17 protein-coding genes are annotated in these 15,678 nt (G+C 63.5%); 11 read left to right on the top strand and 6 right to left on the bottom strand.

Features of this window, described 5'->3' with window-relative positions; genetic code table 11:
• Window positions 1–18 precede the first annotated feature (18 nt).
• Complete coding sequence (locus tag CXQ81_RS07215; protein ID WP_101336859.1) at window positions 19–978, bottom strand: MerR family transcriptional regulator; 960 nt, start codon at window positions 976–978, stop codon at window positions 19–21.
• Window positions 979–1,191: 213 nt separating this feature from the next.
• Here CXQ81_RS07215 and CXQ81_RS07210 point away from each other — a divergent pair, with 213 nt between their 5' ends.
• The 6 genes from CXQ81_RS07210 (at window position 1,192) to CXQ81_RS07185 (ending at window position 4,314) form a co-directional block, all read left to right on the top strand.
• Entirely contained in the window at window positions 1,192–1,764 is a 573-nt protein-coding gene (locus tag CXQ81_RS07210; RefSeq protein ID WP_101336858.1) for an antibiotic biosynthesis monooxygenase, read from the top strand.
• 161 nt (window positions 1,765–1,925) lie between these two features.
• Entirely contained in the window at window positions 1,926–2,636 is a 711-nt protein-coding gene (folM, locus tag CXQ81_RS07205) for a dihydromonapterin reductase (protein ID WP_101339387.1), read from the top strand.
• 21 nt (window positions 2,637–2,657) lie between these two features.
• Window positions 2,658–3,218, top strand: a complete 561-nt coding sequence (folE, locus tag CXQ81_RS07200; protein ID WP_007929828.1) for a GTP cyclohydrolase I FolE — start codon at window positions 2,658–2,660, stop codon at window positions 3,216–3,218.
• A 2-nt stretch (window positions 3,219–3,220) separates the two neighbouring features.
• On the top strand, window positions 3,221–3,592 hold the full coding sequence (folX, locus tag CXQ81_RS07195) for a dihydroneopterin triphosphate 2'-epimerase (protein WP_007929829.1): 372 nt from the start codon (window positions 3,221–3,223) through the stop codon (window positions 3,590–3,592).
• A gap of 94 nt (window positions 3,593–3,686) precedes the next feature.
• The gene (locus CXQ81_RS07190) at window positions 3,687–3,983 is read left to right on the top strand and encodes a DUF1244 domain-containing protein (protein WP_053259666.1); all 297 of its coding nucleotides are present in this window, start codon (window positions 3,687–3,689) and stop codon (window positions 3,981–3,983) included.
• Window positions 3,976–4,314, top strand: coding sequence for a HopJ type III effector protein (locus tag CXQ81_RS07185; protein ID WP_053259665.1), 339 nt, complete (start codon window positions 3,976–3,978; stop codon window positions 4,312–4,314). Before CXQ81_RS07190 ends, CXQ81_RS07185 begins: the two co-directional genes overlap by 8 nt.
• A 165-nt stretch (window positions 4,315–4,479) precedes the next feature.
• On the opposite strand, the gene trxB is transcribed toward CXQ81_RS07185, so the two are convergent.
• Window positions 4,480–5,436: a thioredoxin-disulfide reductase gene (gene trxB, locus CXQ81_RS07180; RefSeq protein WP_007929833.1), complete on the bottom strand. Its 957-nt coding sequence runs from the start codon at window positions 5,434–5,436 to the stop codon at window positions 4,480–4,482.
• Between the two features lie 312 nt (window positions 5,437–5,748).
• Between trxB and cysZ the strand changes: the two genes are divergently transcribed.
• Window positions 5,749–6,504, top strand: a complete 756-nt coding sequence (cysZ, locus tag CXQ81_RS07170) for a sulfate transporter CysZ (protein WP_101336856.1) — start codon at window positions 5,749–5,751, stop codon at window positions 6,502–6,504.
• A 40-nt stretch (window positions 6,505–6,544) separates the two neighbouring features.
• Window positions 6,545–7,744 carry a glycosyltransferase family 1 protein gene (locus CXQ81_RS07165; protein WP_007929842.1) on the top strand — a complete coding sequence of 400 codons (1,200 nt, stop codon included), beginning with the start codon at window positions 6,545–6,547 and terminating at the stop codon, window positions 7,742–7,744.
• Between the two features lie 84 nt (window positions 7,745–7,828).
• Here CXQ81_RS07165 and CXQ81_RS07160 read toward each other — a convergent pair whose 3' ends face one another.
• The 3 genes from CXQ81_RS07160 to CXQ81_RS07150 all read right to left on the bottom strand — a co-directional run bounded on the left by CXQ81_RS07160 (window position 7,829) and on the right by CXQ81_RS07150 (window position 10,242).
• Window positions 7,829–8,932 (bottom strand): NADH:flavin oxidoreductase, encoded by a 1,104-nt coding sequence (locus CXQ81_RS07160; RefSeq protein WP_101336855.1) that lies wholly within the window; start codon window positions 8,930–8,932, stop codon window positions 7,829–7,831.
• Window positions 8,933–9,138: 206 nt separating this feature from the next.
• Window positions 9,139–9,621 carry a glutathione peroxidase gene (locus tag CXQ81_RS07155; RefSeq protein WP_009042206.1) on the bottom strand — a complete coding sequence of 161 codons (483 nt, stop codon included), beginning with the start codon at window positions 9,619–9,621 and terminating at the stop codon, window positions 9,139–9,141.
• Window positions 9,622–9,756: 135 nt separating this feature from the next.
• Complete coding sequence (locus CXQ81_RS07150; protein ID WP_007929845.1) at window positions 9,757–10,242, bottom strand: peptidylprolyl isomerase; 486 nt, start codon at window positions 10,240–10,242, stop codon at window positions 9,757–9,759.
• Between CXQ81_RS07150 and CXQ81_RS07145 the strand changes: the two genes are divergently transcribed.
• The 3 genes from CXQ81_RS07145 to CXQ81_RS07135 all read left to right on the top strand — a co-directional run bounded on the left by CXQ81_RS07145 (window position 10,211) and on the right by CXQ81_RS07135 (window position 13,615).
• Window positions 10,211–10,549, top strand: coding sequence for a DUF3565 domain-containing protein (locus tag CXQ81_RS07145; protein ID WP_081002212.1), 339 nt, complete (start codon window positions 10,211–10,213; stop codon window positions 10,547–10,549). The two genes, CXQ81_RS07150 and CXQ81_RS07145, sit on opposite strands and share 32 nt — an antisense overlap.
• A 62-nt stretch (window positions 10,550–10,611) precedes the next feature.
• Window positions 10,612–12,711, top strand: coding sequence for a phosphate acetyltransferase (gene pta, locus CXQ81_RS07140; protein ID WP_101336854.1), 2,100 nt, complete (start codon window positions 10,612–10,614; stop codon window positions 12,709–12,711).
• Window positions 12,704–13,615 carry an acyltransferase gene (locus CXQ81_RS07135; protein ID WP_087091262.1) on the top strand — a complete coding sequence of 304 codons (912 nt, stop codon included), beginning with the start codon at window positions 12,704–12,706 and terminating at the stop codon, window positions 13,613–13,615. Before pta ends, CXQ81_RS07135 begins: the two co-directional genes overlap by 8 nt.
• 163 nt (window positions 13,616–13,778) lie before the next feature.
• Here CXQ81_RS07135 and cysN read toward each other — a convergent pair whose 3' ends face one another.
• Complete coding sequence (gene cysN, locus CXQ81_RS07130) at window positions 13,779–15,677, bottom strand: sulfate adenylyltransferase subunit CysN (RefSeq protein ID WP_053259659.1); 1,899 nt, start codon at window positions 15,675–15,677, stop codon at window positions 13,779–13,781.
• Window position 15,678 lies beyond the last annotated feature (1 nt).

The raw sequence follows: 15,678 nt of genomic DNA, 5'->3' as shown, positions 1-15,678 counted from the left end.
GGCTGCCTGGGTATGAGTTCAGGTATCGAGCGTACCGCTGAGAAACTGCCGCAGGCGCTGCATCATCAAACGCCCGTCACTCCCCAGGCAACCCACCGGCGAAGCGCTCAGGCTGTCCTGGGCCAGCTCGGCGACATCTCCCGCCAGCATCAGCGGACACTCCAGGGTCAGCGCCATGCGGTTCAAGCGTCGAGGCAGCTCCGGCGCCGGCGCGTGATTGGAAAACAGCACCAGCGCCTGGGGCTTGATCTTCTCGCAGACCAGGGTCAGCTCGTCGAACGGCTGCCCCGGCGCCAACACCCGGATTTCCAACTCGGCACTGCCCAGCATCAGCGCCGCCACCAGCAATTCCAGTTCCCGGCATTGCCCGGCAAGCGCCGCCAGCAGCACCGGGCGCAGCGCTTGGCCGCGCTGTAACAGCAGGCGCTGGGAGACCCGCGAACGCAGGAAGTGATCGAAGAACAGCCATTCGCTGGTGTGGCCGTAAGGTTCCTGGTGCTGCGCCAGCTGCCGCCAGAACGGCATGAGGATGTCCTGGAACACCACCGACAGCGAATAGCTGGAGAAGATCTGGCCGTACAGCCGCTCCAGGTGCGGCTCGTCGAAGCCGCCGACCGCCCGCTTGAGTTGCCCCTGCCACTGCTGGTAATCGCCCGATGCGCTGTCGCCCGGCATGGCCTGCGGCGCCTCGCGGGCGGCCCGGGTCTTGGCGAGGATCTTGCCGACCTTGCTGACCGCGACACCCCGATCGATCCAGCCGAGGATCTCGCGGACCGTCTCGACATCGTGCATCGAATACAAACGATGCCCACTTTCGGTGCGCGTCGGCTGGATCAATCCATAACGACGCTCCCAGGCCCGCAGGGTCACCGGGTTGATCCCCGTGAGCCGTGAAACTTCCCGGATTGGAAACAGATCGTCCTGCGAGGGTTGGTCGAGGGGCTGTGTCGGGCGGGAAAGTTCAGTAATAACGGGCATCTGGGCAGAAAACACCGATGGATAAAGTGACGGCCATTCTACTCCCCATCGGTGACAGTTCTTCAACACAGGGCAAAGCGACCGCTGCCTCTGGTGTATTTGTCACAATCAGGAATAATCCTTGCTTGCTTTCAAGACGCAGCCCAACACCCCGGTGCTGCGTCCGGCGTACGGCCTTACCCAGGCAGCGCATTGGTTTTACGGAGATACATAATGTCTACCTCACCCGTCACCCTGATGGTCGCCCGGCGTGTCGCCGATGGCCGTTACCAGGACCTGATCGCCTGGCTGCGCGAAGGCGAACAATTGGCCACCGACTTCCCCGGTTATCTCGGCTCCGGCGTGCTCGCTCCGCCGCCCGACGATGACGAATTCCAGATCATCTTCCGCTTCGCCGACGAGCAGACCCTGCACGTCTGGGAGCACTCCGCCTCGCGCACCGCCTGGCTGGCCCGCGGCAGCGACCTGTTCGCCCATCCCCATGAACACCGGGTCAGCGGTATCGACGGCTGGTTCGGCGCAACCGGCCAGCGCCCTCCGCGCTGGAAGCAGGCGGTGGCGATCTGGCTAGCGTTCTTCCCGGTGTCGCTGATCTTCAACTTCATCCTCAGCCCGCTGCTGGGCGAACTCAGCCTGGCGCCGCGCGTGCTCGTCAGCACCCTGGCCCTGACGCCGCTGATGGTCTACTGGTTCATTCCGCTGTCCACCCGCCTGTTGTCCGGGTGGCTGAACAGCACGCCGCCCCGTCCGCTGCCGGCAGCACCTTCCCCACAGAGCCACGTGTAGCACCGGCTCGCCGGCGATGAGCAATAACGCGGTCTGCCAGACAGACCGCGGCACCATCATCGCGGACAAGTCGGATCGCCGCCCGCCCACTCCTGCAGCGGCTTGGGCGAACCCCGCCTCGCGCTGGTATAGTTTTGCTCTACCTGCGACGCGAGCCGTTCATGACTACTTCCCCTGCCCCGATCCTGATCACCGGCGCCGGCCAGCGTGTCGGCCTGCATTGCGCATTGCGCCTGCTGGAAGACGGTCACCGGGTGATCATCAGCTATCGCACCGAACGCCCCGGCGTGCAGGCCTTGCGCGAGCGTGGCGCGATTGCCCTGTTCGCTGACTTCTCCAGCGAAGCCGGGATCCAGGCCTTCATCAGCCAATTGCGCGAGCACACCGACAGCCTGCGGGCGATCGTGCACAACGCCTCGCAATGGCTGGAGGAAACGCCCGGCCAGGAAAGCGCGGCCTTCGCCGACATGTTCAGCGTGCACATGCTCGCGCCCTACCTGATCAACCTGCATTGCGCCGACCTGCTGCAGCGCTCCAGCCCCGCCGACATCGTGCACATCGGCGACGACGTCACGCGCCGCGGCAGCAGCAAGCACATCGCCTATTGCGCCACCAAGGCCGGCCTCGACAGCCTGACCCTGTCCTTCGCGGCGAAATATGCCCCGACGATCAAGGTCAACGGCATCGCCCCGGCTCTGTTAATGTTCAATCCCGACGACGACGCGGCGTACCGCGCCAAGGCCCTGGCCAAGTCCGCCCTGGGCATCGAACCCGGTTGCGAGGTGGTCTACCAGAGCCTGCGTTATCTGCTCGACAACCCTTATGTCACCGGCACGACCCTGACCGTCAACGGCGGGCGGCACCTCAAGTAAGGCTTCCCGCGAGGACGTTGCATGACGCTTTCCCTGCCCCAGCACTACCGCGAGATCCTCAAGGGTCTCGGCGAAGACCCCGAGCGCGAAGGCCTGCTCGACACCCCGCAACGCGCGGCCAAGGCCATGCAGTACCTGTGTCATGGCTACAGCCAGTCGGTGGACGAGGTGGTCAATGGCGCGCTGTTCGCCTCCGACAACGATGAAATGGTCATAGTCGCCGACATCGAACTCTATTCCCTGTGCGAACATCACCTGCTGCCCTTCATCGGCAAGGCCCATGTGGCTTATATTCCCACCGGCAAGGTGCTGGGCCTGTCGAAGATCGCCCGGATCGTCGACATGTTCGCCCGCCGCCTGCAGATCCAGGAAAACCTCACGCGGGAAATCGCCGACGCGGTGCAGCGGGTAACCCAGGCCGCCGGCGTCGCGGTGGTCGTCGAAGCGCAGCACATGTGCATGATGATGCGCGGAGTCGAGAAGCAGAACTCGACCATGCACACTTCGGTGATGCTCGGCGCCTTTCGCGATTCGAGCACCACGCGCCAGGAATTCCTGCAATTGATCGGACGGAGCAAGTAGCAATGCCACAACTTCAGCCAGGAATGGCTCGCATCCGGGTCAAGGACCTGTGCCTGCGGACCTTCATCGGAATCAACGAGGACGAGATCCTCAACAAGCAGGATGTGCTGATCAACCTGACCATCCTGTATGCCGCGCAGGAAGCCGTGCGCGACAACGACATCGACCATGCGCTGAACTACCGCACCATCACCAAGGCGATCATCGCCCACGTGGAGGGCAACCGCTTTGCCCTGCTCGAGCGCCTGACCCAGGAAATCCTCGATCTGATCATGGCCAACGAATCGGTGCTGTACGCCGAGGTCGAAGTCGACAAACCCCACGCCCTGCGTTTCGCCGAGTCGGTGTCGATCACGCTTGCAGCGAGCCGCTAGCTACAAGCGGCAAGCTTCAAGCTGTAAACTTCCAGCCACCGCAATCCATCTTGCAGCTTGAAGCTTGCCGCTTGAAGCTGTCTCAGAGAGACCTATGACCCCCCAACAACGCCTGGAACTCGAAGCCGCCGCCTTCCGCCGCCTGGTCGCGCACCTGGACAGCCGCAAGGACGTGCAGAACATAGACCTGATGAACCTCGCCGGCTTCTGCCGCAACTGCCTCTCCAAGTGGTACAAGGCCGAGGCCGACGAGCGCCAGATCGAGGTCAGCCTCGATGACGCCCGTGAAGTGGTGTATGGCATGCCCTACGCCGAGTGGAAGAACCTCTACCAGAAAGAAGCCAGCGCCGAGCAGCAAGCGGCGTTCGCCAAAGGAAAACCCCATGACTGACCTGAACACCCTGCGCGCCAGCCTCAAGAGCGGCGAGCACGCCTTCGCCGACACCCTGGCCTTTATCGCCGCCGGCTACGACTACCAGCCACAGGCCTTCAACAACGGTGGCGTGGAAAACGCCGCCGGGCAGAACGAAGGTTCGTGCAAGACCCTGGGCCTGGCCCTGCTGGAAGGCTTGAGCGACGAGGAAGCGCTGTTGGCGTTCGGTGAGCATTACCGCTCGGTGCTGGCCACCCCTGAAGGCAGCGACCACGGCAATATCCGCGCGCTGATCGCCCATGGCCTGGCGGGTGTGAAGTTTGCCCAGCAGCCACTCAAGCGCCGCTGACCTGTAGGAGCGAGGCTTGCCCGCGATCCAGACAACGCGGTGCTGCAGATAGACCGCGTGGAGCCTATCGCGGACAAGTCGGATCGCCGCCCGCTCGCTCCTACTGAAACAACAGACACAAAAAAACCGGCCTGGGCCGGTTTTTTCATTGCAACGGTCTGAGAATCAAGCGTTCTGCAGGTCGTCCAGGTAACGCTCGGTATCCAGGGCGGCCATGCAACCGGCGCCGGCCGAGGTAATGGCCTGGCGGTACACGTGGTCGGCCACGTCACCGGCGGCGAAGATGCCTGCGATGCTGGTGGCGGTGGCATTGCCTTCACGGCCGCCCTGCACGACCAAGTAGCCGTCCTTGAGCTCCAGCTGGCCTTCGAACAGCGAAGTGTTCGGGGTGTGGCCGATGGCGATGAACACGCCGTCGACCTTGATTTCGTCGAAGCTGCCGTCGTTGTTCTTCAGGCGCGCGCCGGTAACACCCATGTTGTCGCCCAGCACTTCGTCCAGGTTGGCGTTCAGCTTGAGCTCGATCTTGCCTTCGGCAACCCGGGCATTGAGCTTGTCGATCAGGATCTTCTCGGCGCGGAAGGTATCGCGACGATGGATCAGGGTGACCTTGCTGGCGATGTTGGCCAGGTACAGGGCTTCTTCGACAGCGGTGTTGCCGCCACCGACCACGGCCACTGGCTTGTTGCGATAGAAGAAACCGTCGCAGGTCGCGCAGGCCGACACGCCCTTGCCCATGAACGCTTCTTCCGAAGGCAGGCCCAGGTAACGAGCGCTGGCGCCGGTGGCGATGATCAGGGCGTCGCAGGTGTAGGTCGCGCTGTCACCGGTCAGGGTGTATGGCTTGGCGGCGAAGTCCACGGCATTGATGTGATCGAAGACGATTTCGGTCTCGAAACGCTCGGCGTGTTCACGCATGCGCTCCATCAGCGCCGGGCCGGTCAGGCCGTGGACGTCGCCCGGCCAGTTGTCGACTTCGGTGGTGGTGGTCAGCTGACCGCCGGCCTGCATGCCGGTAATCAGCAGCGGCTTCAGGTTGGCGCGGGCGGCATAGACCGCGGCGCTGTAACCGGCAGGGCCGGAACCGAGAATAATCACACGCGAATGACGTACATCAGACATGACTCACTCCTATCGACCGGCCCGGATCACTGGCGCGGAACGCCGGATTGCCGGCTGGAATAAAAAAGGACGGCGAAAGCACTTGGGGAAGGCTTCAGGTTCGCCCGTCCGAAAAATAATGGGTGCAGCGTATAGAGGGGGCGAAGATTAAGGAAATACGGTTTAACAATCCAGCTCATAGGAGGTCTCTATCCGGTATCGGTGTATTTACCGGCGCCTTTGTTACAGTTGATGTCGACCTAACGACTGCGCTTTCGCCGGTGGGGCAAAGTCGGTAAGGTCGGCGCGTTTTCCCCCTGCACGGAGCTCCTTATGCCCGCCCCCGTTCTGTCCGGCCCGCAATACCTGCGCGAAGGCCTCAAGCTGGTGCTCAGCCCCGGCCTGCGTCTGTTCGTCCTTTTGCCCCTGGCCATCAACCTGGTGCTGTTCGTCGGATTGATCTATTTCGCCGGCCATCAGTTCAGCCTGTGGGTCGACACCCTGATGCCGTCCCTGCCGGACTGGCTGAGCTTTCTCAGCTACATCCTCTGGCCGCTGTTCGTGGTGCTGGTGCTGCTGATGGTGTTTTTCACCTTCACCATGCTGGCCAACGTGATTGCCGCGCCCTTCAACGGGTTTCTCGCGGAGAAAGTCGAAGTGGTGGTCCGTGGCATCGACGATTTCCCGCCCTTCAGCTGGGCCGAACTGCTGGCCATGATCCCGCGCACCCTGGCCCGGGAAATGCGCAAGCTGGGCTATTTCCTGCCGCGGGCCATCGGCCTGTTCATCCTGTCCTTCATTCCGGTGGTGAACCTGGTGGCCGCGCCGCTGTGGCTGCTGTTCGGCGTGTGGATGATGGCGATCCAGTACATCGACTACCCGGCGGACAACCACAAGCTGGGCTGGAACGAGATGCTCGCCTGGCTGCGGGAAAAGCGCTGGCAGAGCATGAGCTTTGGCGGGATCGTCTATCTGGTGCTGCTGATCCCGGTGGTCAACATCCTGATGATGCCCGCGGCGGTGGCCGGGGCGACGCTGTTCTGGGTGCGTGAGCGCGGCGCGGAGAGCCTGGTGGCCCAGCAACGCTGAGCGGGTCATAAATCCATCATCGCAACGTCACAATGACGACATGGCCTCGGTTGACACTGAGGCCATGACGACAGCTCTGCATATCACTCTGATCACCGAAACCTTCCCACCGGAAATCAATGGCGTGGCCAATACCCTTGGCCGCCTGTGCGATGGATTGCGCGCCCGTGGACACCAGGTGGAACTGATCCGCCCACGTCAGGGCGCCGATCAGAGCCGGATCAGCGACGAAGGTCTACTGCTGTGCCGTGGCTGGCCGCTGCCGGGTTATCCGGGGCTGCAATGGGGCCAGTCGTCGATGCACAAGCTGTTGCGGCGCTGGAAACGTCATCGCCCGGATGTGCTGTACATCGCCACCGAGGGTCCGCTGGGCCTGTCCGCGCTGCGGGCGGCGCGGCGCCTGGGGATTTCCGTGGTCAGCGGTTTCCACACCAACTTCCAGCAGTACTCCAGCCAGTACGGCCTGGGTTTGCTGACCCGCCTGCTGACCCACTACCTGCGCTGGTTCCACAACCGTTCCAAGCTGACCCTGGTGCCCAGCGCCAGCCAGCGCCTGGAGCTGGAGCGGCGCAACTTCGAACGCCTGGCGCTGCTGTCGCGCGGGGTCGACAGCCAGCTGTTCCACCCGGTCAAGCGCCTCAACGAACTGCGCCAAGGCTGGGGTCTGGGCAATGACGATATCGCGGTGATTCACGTTGGCCGCCTGGCGCCGGAGAAGAACCTGGGCCTGCTCAAACGCTGCTTCGCTCAGCTGCAGGACACTTATCCACAGCAGTCCATGAAATTGATCGTGGTGGGCGATGGCCCGCAACGCGCGGTCCTGCAGAGGGAGTTGCCGGACGCGGTGTTCTGCGGCTCGCAACGCGGCGAAGCGCTGGCCAGTCACTACGCGTCGGGGGATCTGTTCCTGTTCCCGAGCCTGACCGAAACCTTCGGCAACGTGGTGCTGGAGGCCCTGGCCTCGGGGCTGGCCGTGGTGGCCTACGACCAGGCCGCGGCGGCCCAGCATATTCGCCATGGCTACAACGGTGTGCTGGCGATGCCCGGGGACGAATGCGCGTTCTGCGATGCCGCCAGCTGGCTGCTGGAAGATCCCGAGACCTTGCGCCGGGTGCGCCTCAATGCCCGCCAGCACGCCAGCCGCCAGGGCTGGGCGGCGATCATCGAGCAGTTTGAAACCCAGCTGCGCGGCGCTTGCACGGAAGAAGTGGTGGTGTCTGAGGGGCGCTTGTTGCCCTGAAAACATCGCGAGCAAGCTCGCCCCTACATAGACAGTGCCCGTTGTAGGAGCGAGCTTGCTCGCGATAACGTTTCCCGGCTGCACTCAGACCAGCGTCATCAACGCCTCACGGCTGAACGGCAGGATGTCCTGCTCGCGACCGTCCCGCACCTTCTGCGCCCAGTCCGGGTCCACCAGCAACGCGCGCCCTACCGCTACCAGATCGAATTCGTCGTTGTTCAGACGCTCCAGGAGCTTTTCCAGGCTCGCCGGCTGCGCCACCTTGTCGGTGTTGACCATGAACTGCAGGAACTCGCCGTCGAGGCCGACGCTGCCCACGGTAATGGTCGGCTTGCCGGTGAGCTGACGGGTCCAGCCGGCCAGGTTCAGCTCGGAACCCTCGAACTCCGGCTCCCAGAAACGCCGGGTGGAGCAGTGGAAGATGTCCACACCAGCGTCCGCCAGCGGCTTGAGGAACTCGCCCAGAGCCTCGGGGGTTTGGACCAGGCGGGCGCTGTAGTCCTGCTGCTTCCACTGCGAAAAACGGAAGATGATCGGGAAGCCTGGGCCCACCGCGGCGCGCACGGCCTGGATCAGCTCGATGGCAAACCGCGAACGCTGGGCCAGGTCGCCACCGTACTCGTCGGTACGCTGGTTGCTGCCCTCCCAGAAGAACTGGTCGACCAGGTAACCGTGGGCACCGTGGATCTCCACGCCGTCCATGCCGATGTCCTGGGCATCCTTGGCGGCCTGGGCGAAGGCGGCAATCACTTCGCCGATGTCGTCCCGGGTCATGCCGTGGACCACCACCTGGCCATCCTTGAGTTTTTCCGACGGGCCGTAACCCGGCACGCTGGCGTCCGGCTCGGTGCCCAGGCGGCGCACATTGCCCACATGCCACAGCTGCGGAACGATCTTGCCGCCTTCGGCGTGCACCGCGTCCACCACCTTCTTCCAGCCGGCCAGGGCCGCTTCGCCATAAAAGCGCGGAACGTTCGGATAGCCGTTGGAGGCCTTGTGCCCGACCGTGGTGCCTTCGGTGATGATCAGGCCGACCCCGGCCGCGGCGCGACGACGGTAGTACTCGATGACTTTCGAGTTCGGCACGCCACCCGGGGAAAACGAACGGGTCATCGGCGCCATCACCACCCGGCTCGACAGCTCCAGGGCACCCAGCTGAAAGGGTTTGAACAAGGCTTGAACGGGCATGCGGTACTCCAGGGCTGACGGTCTTAATCGCGGGAAATGGCAAGTCGGGCGGGTACACCGACGGCCTTATGATGGCGATAATATTCCGTACCCCAGGCAACGCCCAGCACTATTGATCGGGGTGATTAAGGTGCCAAAGCGGAGGAAAGCGAAGGTGCGCGAACGCGCGGTAAAACCGGCCGGGCAGCGGGGCCCGGCGTGCAGATTCAGCTCAAGGCTTTTTCGATGGCCTGGATGACCGTCGAATCGTCGGGCGCGGTGCGTGGGGAGAAACGCGCCAGGACGCGGCCGTCCTTGCCCAGCAGGAATTTCTCGAAATTCCAGGTGATGTCGCCCGGGAATTCCGCCCCTTCGCCCGCCAGCAGACGGTACAACTGATGGCGCTCCGGACCGTTGACGTCCAGCTTGCTGCTCAACGGAAAGGTCACCCCGTAGTTGAGGCTGCAGAATTCCTGGATCTCCTGCTCGGAGCCTGGCTCCTGCCCGGCGAACTGATTACACGGCAGGCCCAGCACGCTGAACCCCTGGCCTTTGTATTGCTGGTAGAGGTTCTCCAGCGCCGCGTATTGTGGTGTCAGACCACACTTGGAGGCGACGTTGACCACCAGCACGACGTGCCCCTTGAAAGGCGCGAGCGGTAGCTCCTGACCATCCAGGGCTTTCAATTTAAGGTCGTGAAAAGCACTCATGACGAACTCCAAATTCCCGTGTTCTTGCAGAAAACAGCCACTCGACAGTACCGCCTGTTGCCCGGCGATAAAAGCCGCCGACTAAAAAGGCGCCCTCGGGCGCCTCTCCAGTCAGACTTGAGCTTAGCGCAGAAATCAGTGGTGATGGCCACCTTCGCCATGGACGTGACCATGGGCGATTTCTTCCTGGCTGGCGTCACGGATGTCGACAACCTTGACCTTGAAGTTCAGGCGCTGGCCGGCCAGCGGGTGGTTGCCGTCGACAGTCACGTCGTCGCCGTCCAGGTCGCGGATGGTGACGATCTGCATCTGGCCGTCCGGAGCGGAAGCGTGGAACTGCATGCCCACTTCCAGTTCGTCGACGCCTTCGAACATGCTGCGGCTCAGGGTGCTGACCAGTTCGGCGGCGTATTCGCCGTAGGCATCTTCCGGCTCAACGGCAACGCTCAGCTCGTCGCCGACGTTCTTGCCTTCCAGGGCCTTTTCCAGGCCTGGAATGATGTTTCCTGCGCCATGCAGGTAGACCAGCGGTGCGCCGCCGGCGGAGCTGTCGATGACCTCACCAGCGTCGTTGGTGAGGGTATAGTCGATGGAGACAGCCTTGTTGGCGGCGATCAGCATGGGGCGAGACCTTTTGCATAAGAATGAAGAACGTCCAAGTTTAGCGAAGCAATCGCCCGAAAGCGAACGGAACCCGGACAAACGGAACCTGACGCCAGGCTCGACGATCGTCGGCTTTCATCAGGATGAAGACGGCCACTGGGTCGTCGAGCTGTCCTGTGGCCATACCCAGCACCTGCGCCACCAGCCGCCCTGGCAATCCCGGGCCTGGATCCTGGATCCGCTCAAACGTGCGGAAAAAATAGGCCAGCCCTTTGCCTGCGGTTGGTGCGCACAAGGCTCGGTTAGCGCTAACCTTGGCGCCTGAATTTCCGGTAGAGCAGTAAACATAAGCGACTCACCGTTGCCATGCACCCGTCGAGAATCCGCATGCAAACTTTTTTTATCGCGCCCACCGATTTTGGTGTGGGTCTGACCTCCATCAGCCTCGGGCTGGTGCGTACCCTGGAACGGGCCGGCCTCAAGGTCGGCTTCTTCAAACCCATTGCCCAGCCTCACCCAGGCGATACCGGCCCTGAACGCTCGACCGAGCTGGTGGCCCGCACCCATGGCCTGAAACCGCCGCAGCCGCTGGGCCTGGCCCATGTCGAACGGATGCTCGGCGACGGCCAGCTGGACGAACTGCTGGAAGAAATCATCACCCTGTACCAGCAGGCGGCCGTCGGCAAGGACGTGCTGGTGGTCGAAGGCATGGTGCCGACCCGCAGCGCCAGCTATGCCGCACGGGTCAACCTGCACCTGGCGAAAAGCCTGGATGCCGAGGTGATCCTGGTATCAGCCCCGGAAAACGAAGTGCTCACCGAGCTGTCCGGTCGCGTGGAGTTGCAGGCGCAGCTGTTCGGCGGCCCGCGCGATCCGAAAGTGCTGGGGGTGATCCTCAACAAGGTGCGGACCGACGAAAGCATGGAGGCCTTTTCCGCCCGCCTGAAAGAGCACTCGCCCCTGCTGCGCAGCGGCGACTTCCGCCTGCTCGGCTGCATCCCCTTCCAGCCGGAACTGAACGCGCCGCGCACCCGCGACGTCGCCGACTTGATGGGCGCCCAGGTGCTCAACGCCGGCGACTACGAAAGCCGGCGCATGACCAAGATCATCATCTGCGCGCGCACCATGCGTAACACCGTGGAGCTGCTCAAACCCGGCGTATTGGTGGTGACGCCCGGCGATCGCGACGACATCATCCTCGCCGTGAGCCTGGCCGCAATCAACGGCGTGCCCCTGGCCGGGTTGCTGCTGACCAGCGACACCCTGCCCGACCCACGGATCATGGAGCTGTGCCGCGGCGCCTTGAATGCCGGCCTGCCAGTGCTGTCGGTGAGCACCGGCTCCTACGACACCGCCAACCAGTTGAACGGCCTGAACAAGGAAATCCCCATCGACGACCGCGAGCGCGCGGAGATCATCACCGACTTCGTCGCCAGCCACCTGGACGCCAAGTGGCTGCACCAGCGCTGCGGCACGCCGCGGGAAATGCGCCTGTCGCCAGCGGTGTTCCGCTACCAGTTGATCCAGCGCGCCCAGGAAGCCAACAAGCGCATCGTCCTGCCCGAAGGCAGCGAACCGCTGACCGTGCAGGCCGCAGCGATCTGCCAGGCGCGCGGCATCGCCCGTTGCGTGCTGCTGGCCAAGCCGGCGGATGTCGAGGCGGTCGCCCGGGCCCAGGGCATCGAGCTGCCGCCTGGCCTGGAAGTCATCGACCCGGACCAGATCCGCGAGCGTTACGTCGAGCCGATGGTGGCGCTGCGCAAGAGCAAGAGCCTCAACGCGCCGATGGCCGAACAGCAGCTGGAAGACCCGGTGGTGATCGGCACCATGATGCTGGCCCTGGACGAAGTCGATGGCCTGGTGTCCGGCCTGATCCACTCCACCGCCAATACCATCCGTCCGGCCTTGCAACTGATCAAGACCGCGCCGGGCTGCACCCTGGTGTCATCGGTGTTTTTCATGCTGTTTCCCGAGCAGGTGCTGGTCTACGGCGACTGCGTGATGAACCCGCACCCGAGCGCCAGCGAGCTGGCCGAGATCGCCCTGCAAAGCGCCGACTCGGCGGCCGCGTTCGGCATCACCCCGCGGGTGGCGATGATCAGCTATTCCAGCGGCGAATCGGCCAGAGGCGAAGAAGTGGAGAAAGTCCGCGAAGCCACCTTGCTTGCCCATGAAGCCCAGAGCTCGCTGCTGATCGACGGTCCGTTGCAATACGATGCCGCGGCCAACGAGGCCGTGGCCCAGCAACTGGCGCCCAACAGCCTGGTCGCGGGCAAGGCCACGGTGTTCGTGTTTCCCGACCTGAACACCGGCAACACCACCCACAAGGCCGTGCAGCGCAGCGCCGACTGCGTCAGCCTCGGGCCGATGCTGCAAGGCCTGCGCAAGCCGGTGAACGACCTGCCGCGCGGCGCCCAGGTCGACGACATCGTCTACACCATCGCCCTGACCGCGATTCAAGCCGCCAACCGACCCCTGGATGTGTAAATTGGATTTTCTACCTGCACCGCTGCGAGGCGTGATCGCCTCGCTGTTGTTGGCGCTCAACACCATCGTCTGCTGCACCCCGCTGTTCGTGGTGGCGATCTTCAAGTTGCTGCTGCCCTTCCCGGCGGCCCAGCGCTTCACCGACTGGCTGATGAGCCACATCCATGAAGCCTGGATCAGCAACAACAAGGCCTGGATGAGCCTGCTCGGGCACACCCGCTGGCACCTCAGCGGGCTCGACAGCCTGGACTACCGGCACTCGTACCTGATCACCAGCAACCACCAGAGCTGGGTCGACATCATGGTCCTGCAGTACGTGCTCAACCGGCGTATCCGCCCGCTGAAGTTCTTCCTCAAGCAGGAGCTGATCTGGGTGCCGGTGATCGGCCTGGCCTGGTGGGCCCTGGGCTTCCCGTTCATGAAGCGCTACTCCAAGGCCTACCTGGAAAAACACCCGGAGAAAAAGGGCAAGGACCTGGAGACCACCCGCAAGACCTGCGCGAAATTCCGCGACAACCCGGTGGGCATCTTCAACTTCGTCGAAGGCACACGCTTCACCCAGGCCAAGCACGCGCAACAGGCCTCGCCGTTCCGCTACCTGCTCAAGCCCAAGGCCGGCGGCATCGCCTTCGTGCTGGACGCCATGGGCGAGCAGCTGGAATCCATCGTCAACGTCACCATTCATTATCCGGCGGGCCAGCCGGGTTACTGGGACCTGCTGTGCGGCAAGGTCAACCAGGTGGTGGTGCATTTCGAGGAGTTGCCGATCCCGCCGCAGTTCATCGGCAAGAACTACGACCAGGATGGCGTGTACCGCCTGGAGTTCCAGGGCTGGATCAACCAGCTGTGGCAGAACAAGGACGCGCTGCTGGAACAGATGCATCGGGAGTATCCAGGCAAATAACGGGGCGCCTGCAAGGGCCTCATCGCGGGCAAGCCCCGCTCCTACGGAAGCAAGCGTATTGCTCCTGTGTAGGAGCGAGGCTTGCCCGCGATAGCTTTCTCAAGGCCACAAAAAAGCCCGCCGTCGATCACTCGACGGCGGGCTTTTCATTGGCCGCTAAAGCTTAGATCGCGCCACGCTTGCGCAGCAGTTCCAGCACTTGCTTGACGCCCTCTTCCAGCGACACGGACTGGGTATCGATCACCAGATCGGCATCCAGCGGCACGTCGTACGGGAAGGACTCGCCCGGGATGTTATCCCCGCCTGCGGCGTACAAGCCCTGCGGATCACGCTCGGCGCAAGCCGCCGGCGAGGCCTGGACGTAGACCGTCAGCAGACGCTCCTTGCCGATCAGGTCCCTGGCCTGTTCACGACCTTCCGCACTCGGCGCAACGAACGCCGCCAGGGTCAGCAGGCCGGCTTCGTTGAACTGGCGCGCCACGTGCGCAGCACGCCGCCAGTTCTCGGTACGCCCGGCGCGATCCTGGGGCAGTCCCTTGTTCAGGTCGTGACGCAGGTTCTGGCCGTCGAGGACGAACACCGCGCGGCCCAGGTCGAACAGCTTGCGCTCGACCGCGTAGGCCAGGGTGCTCTTACCGGCGCCGGACAGGCCGCTGAACAGCACGGTGGCCGGTTGCTGGCCGAAGCGCTGGGCACGCTCCTCGGTGGCGACATGGGCCAGCTTGCCATGATGCGTGCTGCTGCCATGCACCACAGGCTGGGCGACGATCATGCCGGCGCCGACAGTGCCGTTGGTCAAGCGGTCGATGACGATGAACGCACCGGTGGTGCGGTTGCTGTCGTAACCGTCGAGGGCAATCGGCGCGTCGAGAGCGATCTTGACCTTGCCGATCTCGTTCAGTTGCAGGGCGCTGGCCGGACCTTCTTCAAGGGTGTTCACGTCGACCCTGTTGACGATGCTGGCGATGGAGCCCGGCACGTAGCTGGTGGCGCGCTTGATGTCGTATTTCTTGCCCGGCAGCATCGGCTCTTCGGCCATCCAGACCAGCATGGCTTCGAAGCTGTCGGTCACCGGCGGTACGTTGTCGGCATGCACCAGCAGGTCGCCACGGGAGATGTCGATCTCGTCTTCCATGGTCAGGGTCACGGCCTGGCCCGGGCCGGCATGCTCCAGCTCGCCTTCGAAGGTGACGATGGATTTCACCCGGCTGCTCTTGCCCGACGGCAGCACCACGACTTCATCGCCCTTGTGCACGATGCCGCTGGCCAGGGTCCCGGCGAAACCACGGAAGTTCAGGTTCGGACGGTTCACGTACTGCACCGGGAAGCGCAGGTCGCTGAAGTTGCGGTCGCCCGCCACTTCCACGGTCTCGAGGATCTCCATCAGCGACTGGCCGGTGTACCACGGCGAACGCTCGGACTTGTTCACCACATTGTCGCCCTTGAGGGCCGACATCGGCACGAAGTGCAGGCTGGTGGGCTTCATCTTCAGGCCTTCGGCGAACTTCAGGTAGTCGGCCTTGATCGACTCGAACACGCCCTGGTCGAAGTCCTTGAGGTCCATCTTGTTGATGGCCACGACTATGTGCTTGATACCCAGCAGGGAGGCGATGAAGCTGTGGCGACGGGTCTGGGTCTGCACGCCGTAACGGGCATCCACCAGGATGATCGCCAGGTCACAGGTGGAAGCACCGGTGGCCATGTTGCGGGTGTACTGCTCATGGCCGGGGGTGTCGGCGATGATGAATTTGCGCTTGGCGGTGGAGAAGTAGCGGTAGGCGACATCGATGGTGATGCCCTGCTCCCGCTCGGCCTGCAGGCCGTCGACCAGCAACGCCAGGTCGATATCGTCGCCGGTGGTACCGACTTTTTTCGAGTCGCGGGTAATGGCTTCCAGATGGTCTTCGTAGATCATCTTCGAATCGTGCAGCAGGCGCCCGATCAGGGTGCTCTTGCCGTCGTCGACGTTACCGCAGGTCAAGAAGCGCAGCAGTTCTTTGCGTTCGTGCTGGGCCAGGTAGGCGAGGATGTCCTCGCTGATCAATTCGGATTGATGGCTCATT

Origin of the sequence: Pseudomonas sp. 09C 129 (assembly GCF_002843625.1) — a bacterium.
Taxonomy (GTDB): Bacteria; Pseudomonadota; Gammaproteobacteria; order Pseudomonadales; family Pseudomonadaceae; genus Aquipseudomonas; species Aquipseudomonas chlororaphis.
The sequence above is the reverse complement of the archived record's forward strand: the minus strand, read 5'-3'. Positions and strand labels throughout refer to the sequence as shown.

Coding starts and splice junctions, on each gene's coding strand:
- CXQ81_RS07215 (WP_101336859.1), bottom strand. CDS start 978: ATGCCCGTTATTACTGAACTTTCCCGCCCGACACAGCCCCTCGACCAA.
- CXQ81_RS07145 (WP_081002212.1), top strand. CDS start 10,211: ATGGAGACAGCCTTGTTGGCGGCGATCAGCATGGGGCGAGACCTTTTG.
- pta (WP_101336854.1), top strand. CDS start 10,612: ATGCAAACTTTTTTTATCGCGCCCACCGATTTTGGTGTGGGTCTGACC.
- folM (WP_101339387.1), top strand. CDS start 1,926: ATGACTACTTCCCCTGCCCCGATCCTGATCACCGGCGCCGGCCAGCGT.
- CXQ81_RS07160 (WP_101336855.1), bottom strand. CDS start 8,932: ATGCCCGTTCAAGCCTTGTTCAAACCCTTTCAGCTGGGTGCCCTGGAG.
- trxB (WP_007929833.1), bottom strand. CDS start 5,436: ATGTCTGATGTACGTCATTCGCGTGTGATTATTCTCGGTTCCGGCCCT.
- cysZ (WP_101336856.1), top strand. CDS start 5,749: ATGCCCGCCCCCGTTCTGTCCGGCCCGCAATACCTGCGCGAAGGCCTC.
- cysN (WP_053259659.1), bottom strand. CDS start 15,677: ATGAGCCATCAATCCGAATTGATCAGCGAGGACATCCTCGCCTACCTG.
- CXQ81_RS07150 (WP_007929845.1), bottom strand. CDS start 10,242: ATGCTGATCGCCGCCAACAAGGCTGTCTCCATCGACTATACCCTCACC.
- CXQ81_RS07155 (WP_009042206.1), bottom strand. CDS start 9,621: ATGAGTGCTTTTCACGACCTTAAATTGAAAGCCCTGGATGGTCAGGAG.
- CXQ81_RS07190 (WP_053259666.1), top strand. CDS start 3,687: ATGACCCCCCAACAACGCCTGGAACTCGAAGCCGCCGCCTTCCGCCGC.
- CXQ81_RS07210 (WP_101336858.1), top strand. CDS start 1,192: ATGTCTACCTCACCCGTCACCCTGATGGTCGCCCGGCGTGTCGCCGAT.
- CXQ81_RS07165 (WP_007929842.1), top strand. CDS start 6,545: ATGGCCTCGGTTGACACTGAGGCCATGACGACAGCTCTGCATATCACT.
- CXQ81_RS07135 (WP_087091262.1), top strand. CDS start 12,704: ATGTGTAAATTGGATTTTCTACCTGCACCGCTGCGAGGCGTGATCGCC.
- folX (WP_007929829.1), top strand. CDS start 3,221: ATGCCACAACTTCAGCCAGGAATGGCTCGCATCCGGGTCAAGGACCTG.
- CXQ81_RS07185 (WP_053259665.1), top strand. CDS start 3,976: ATGACTGACCTGAACACCCTGCGCGCCAGCCTCAAGAGCGGCGAGCAC.
- folE (WP_007929828.1), top strand. CDS start 2,658: ATGACGCTTTCCCTGCCCCAGCACTACCGCGAGATCCTCAAGGGTCTC.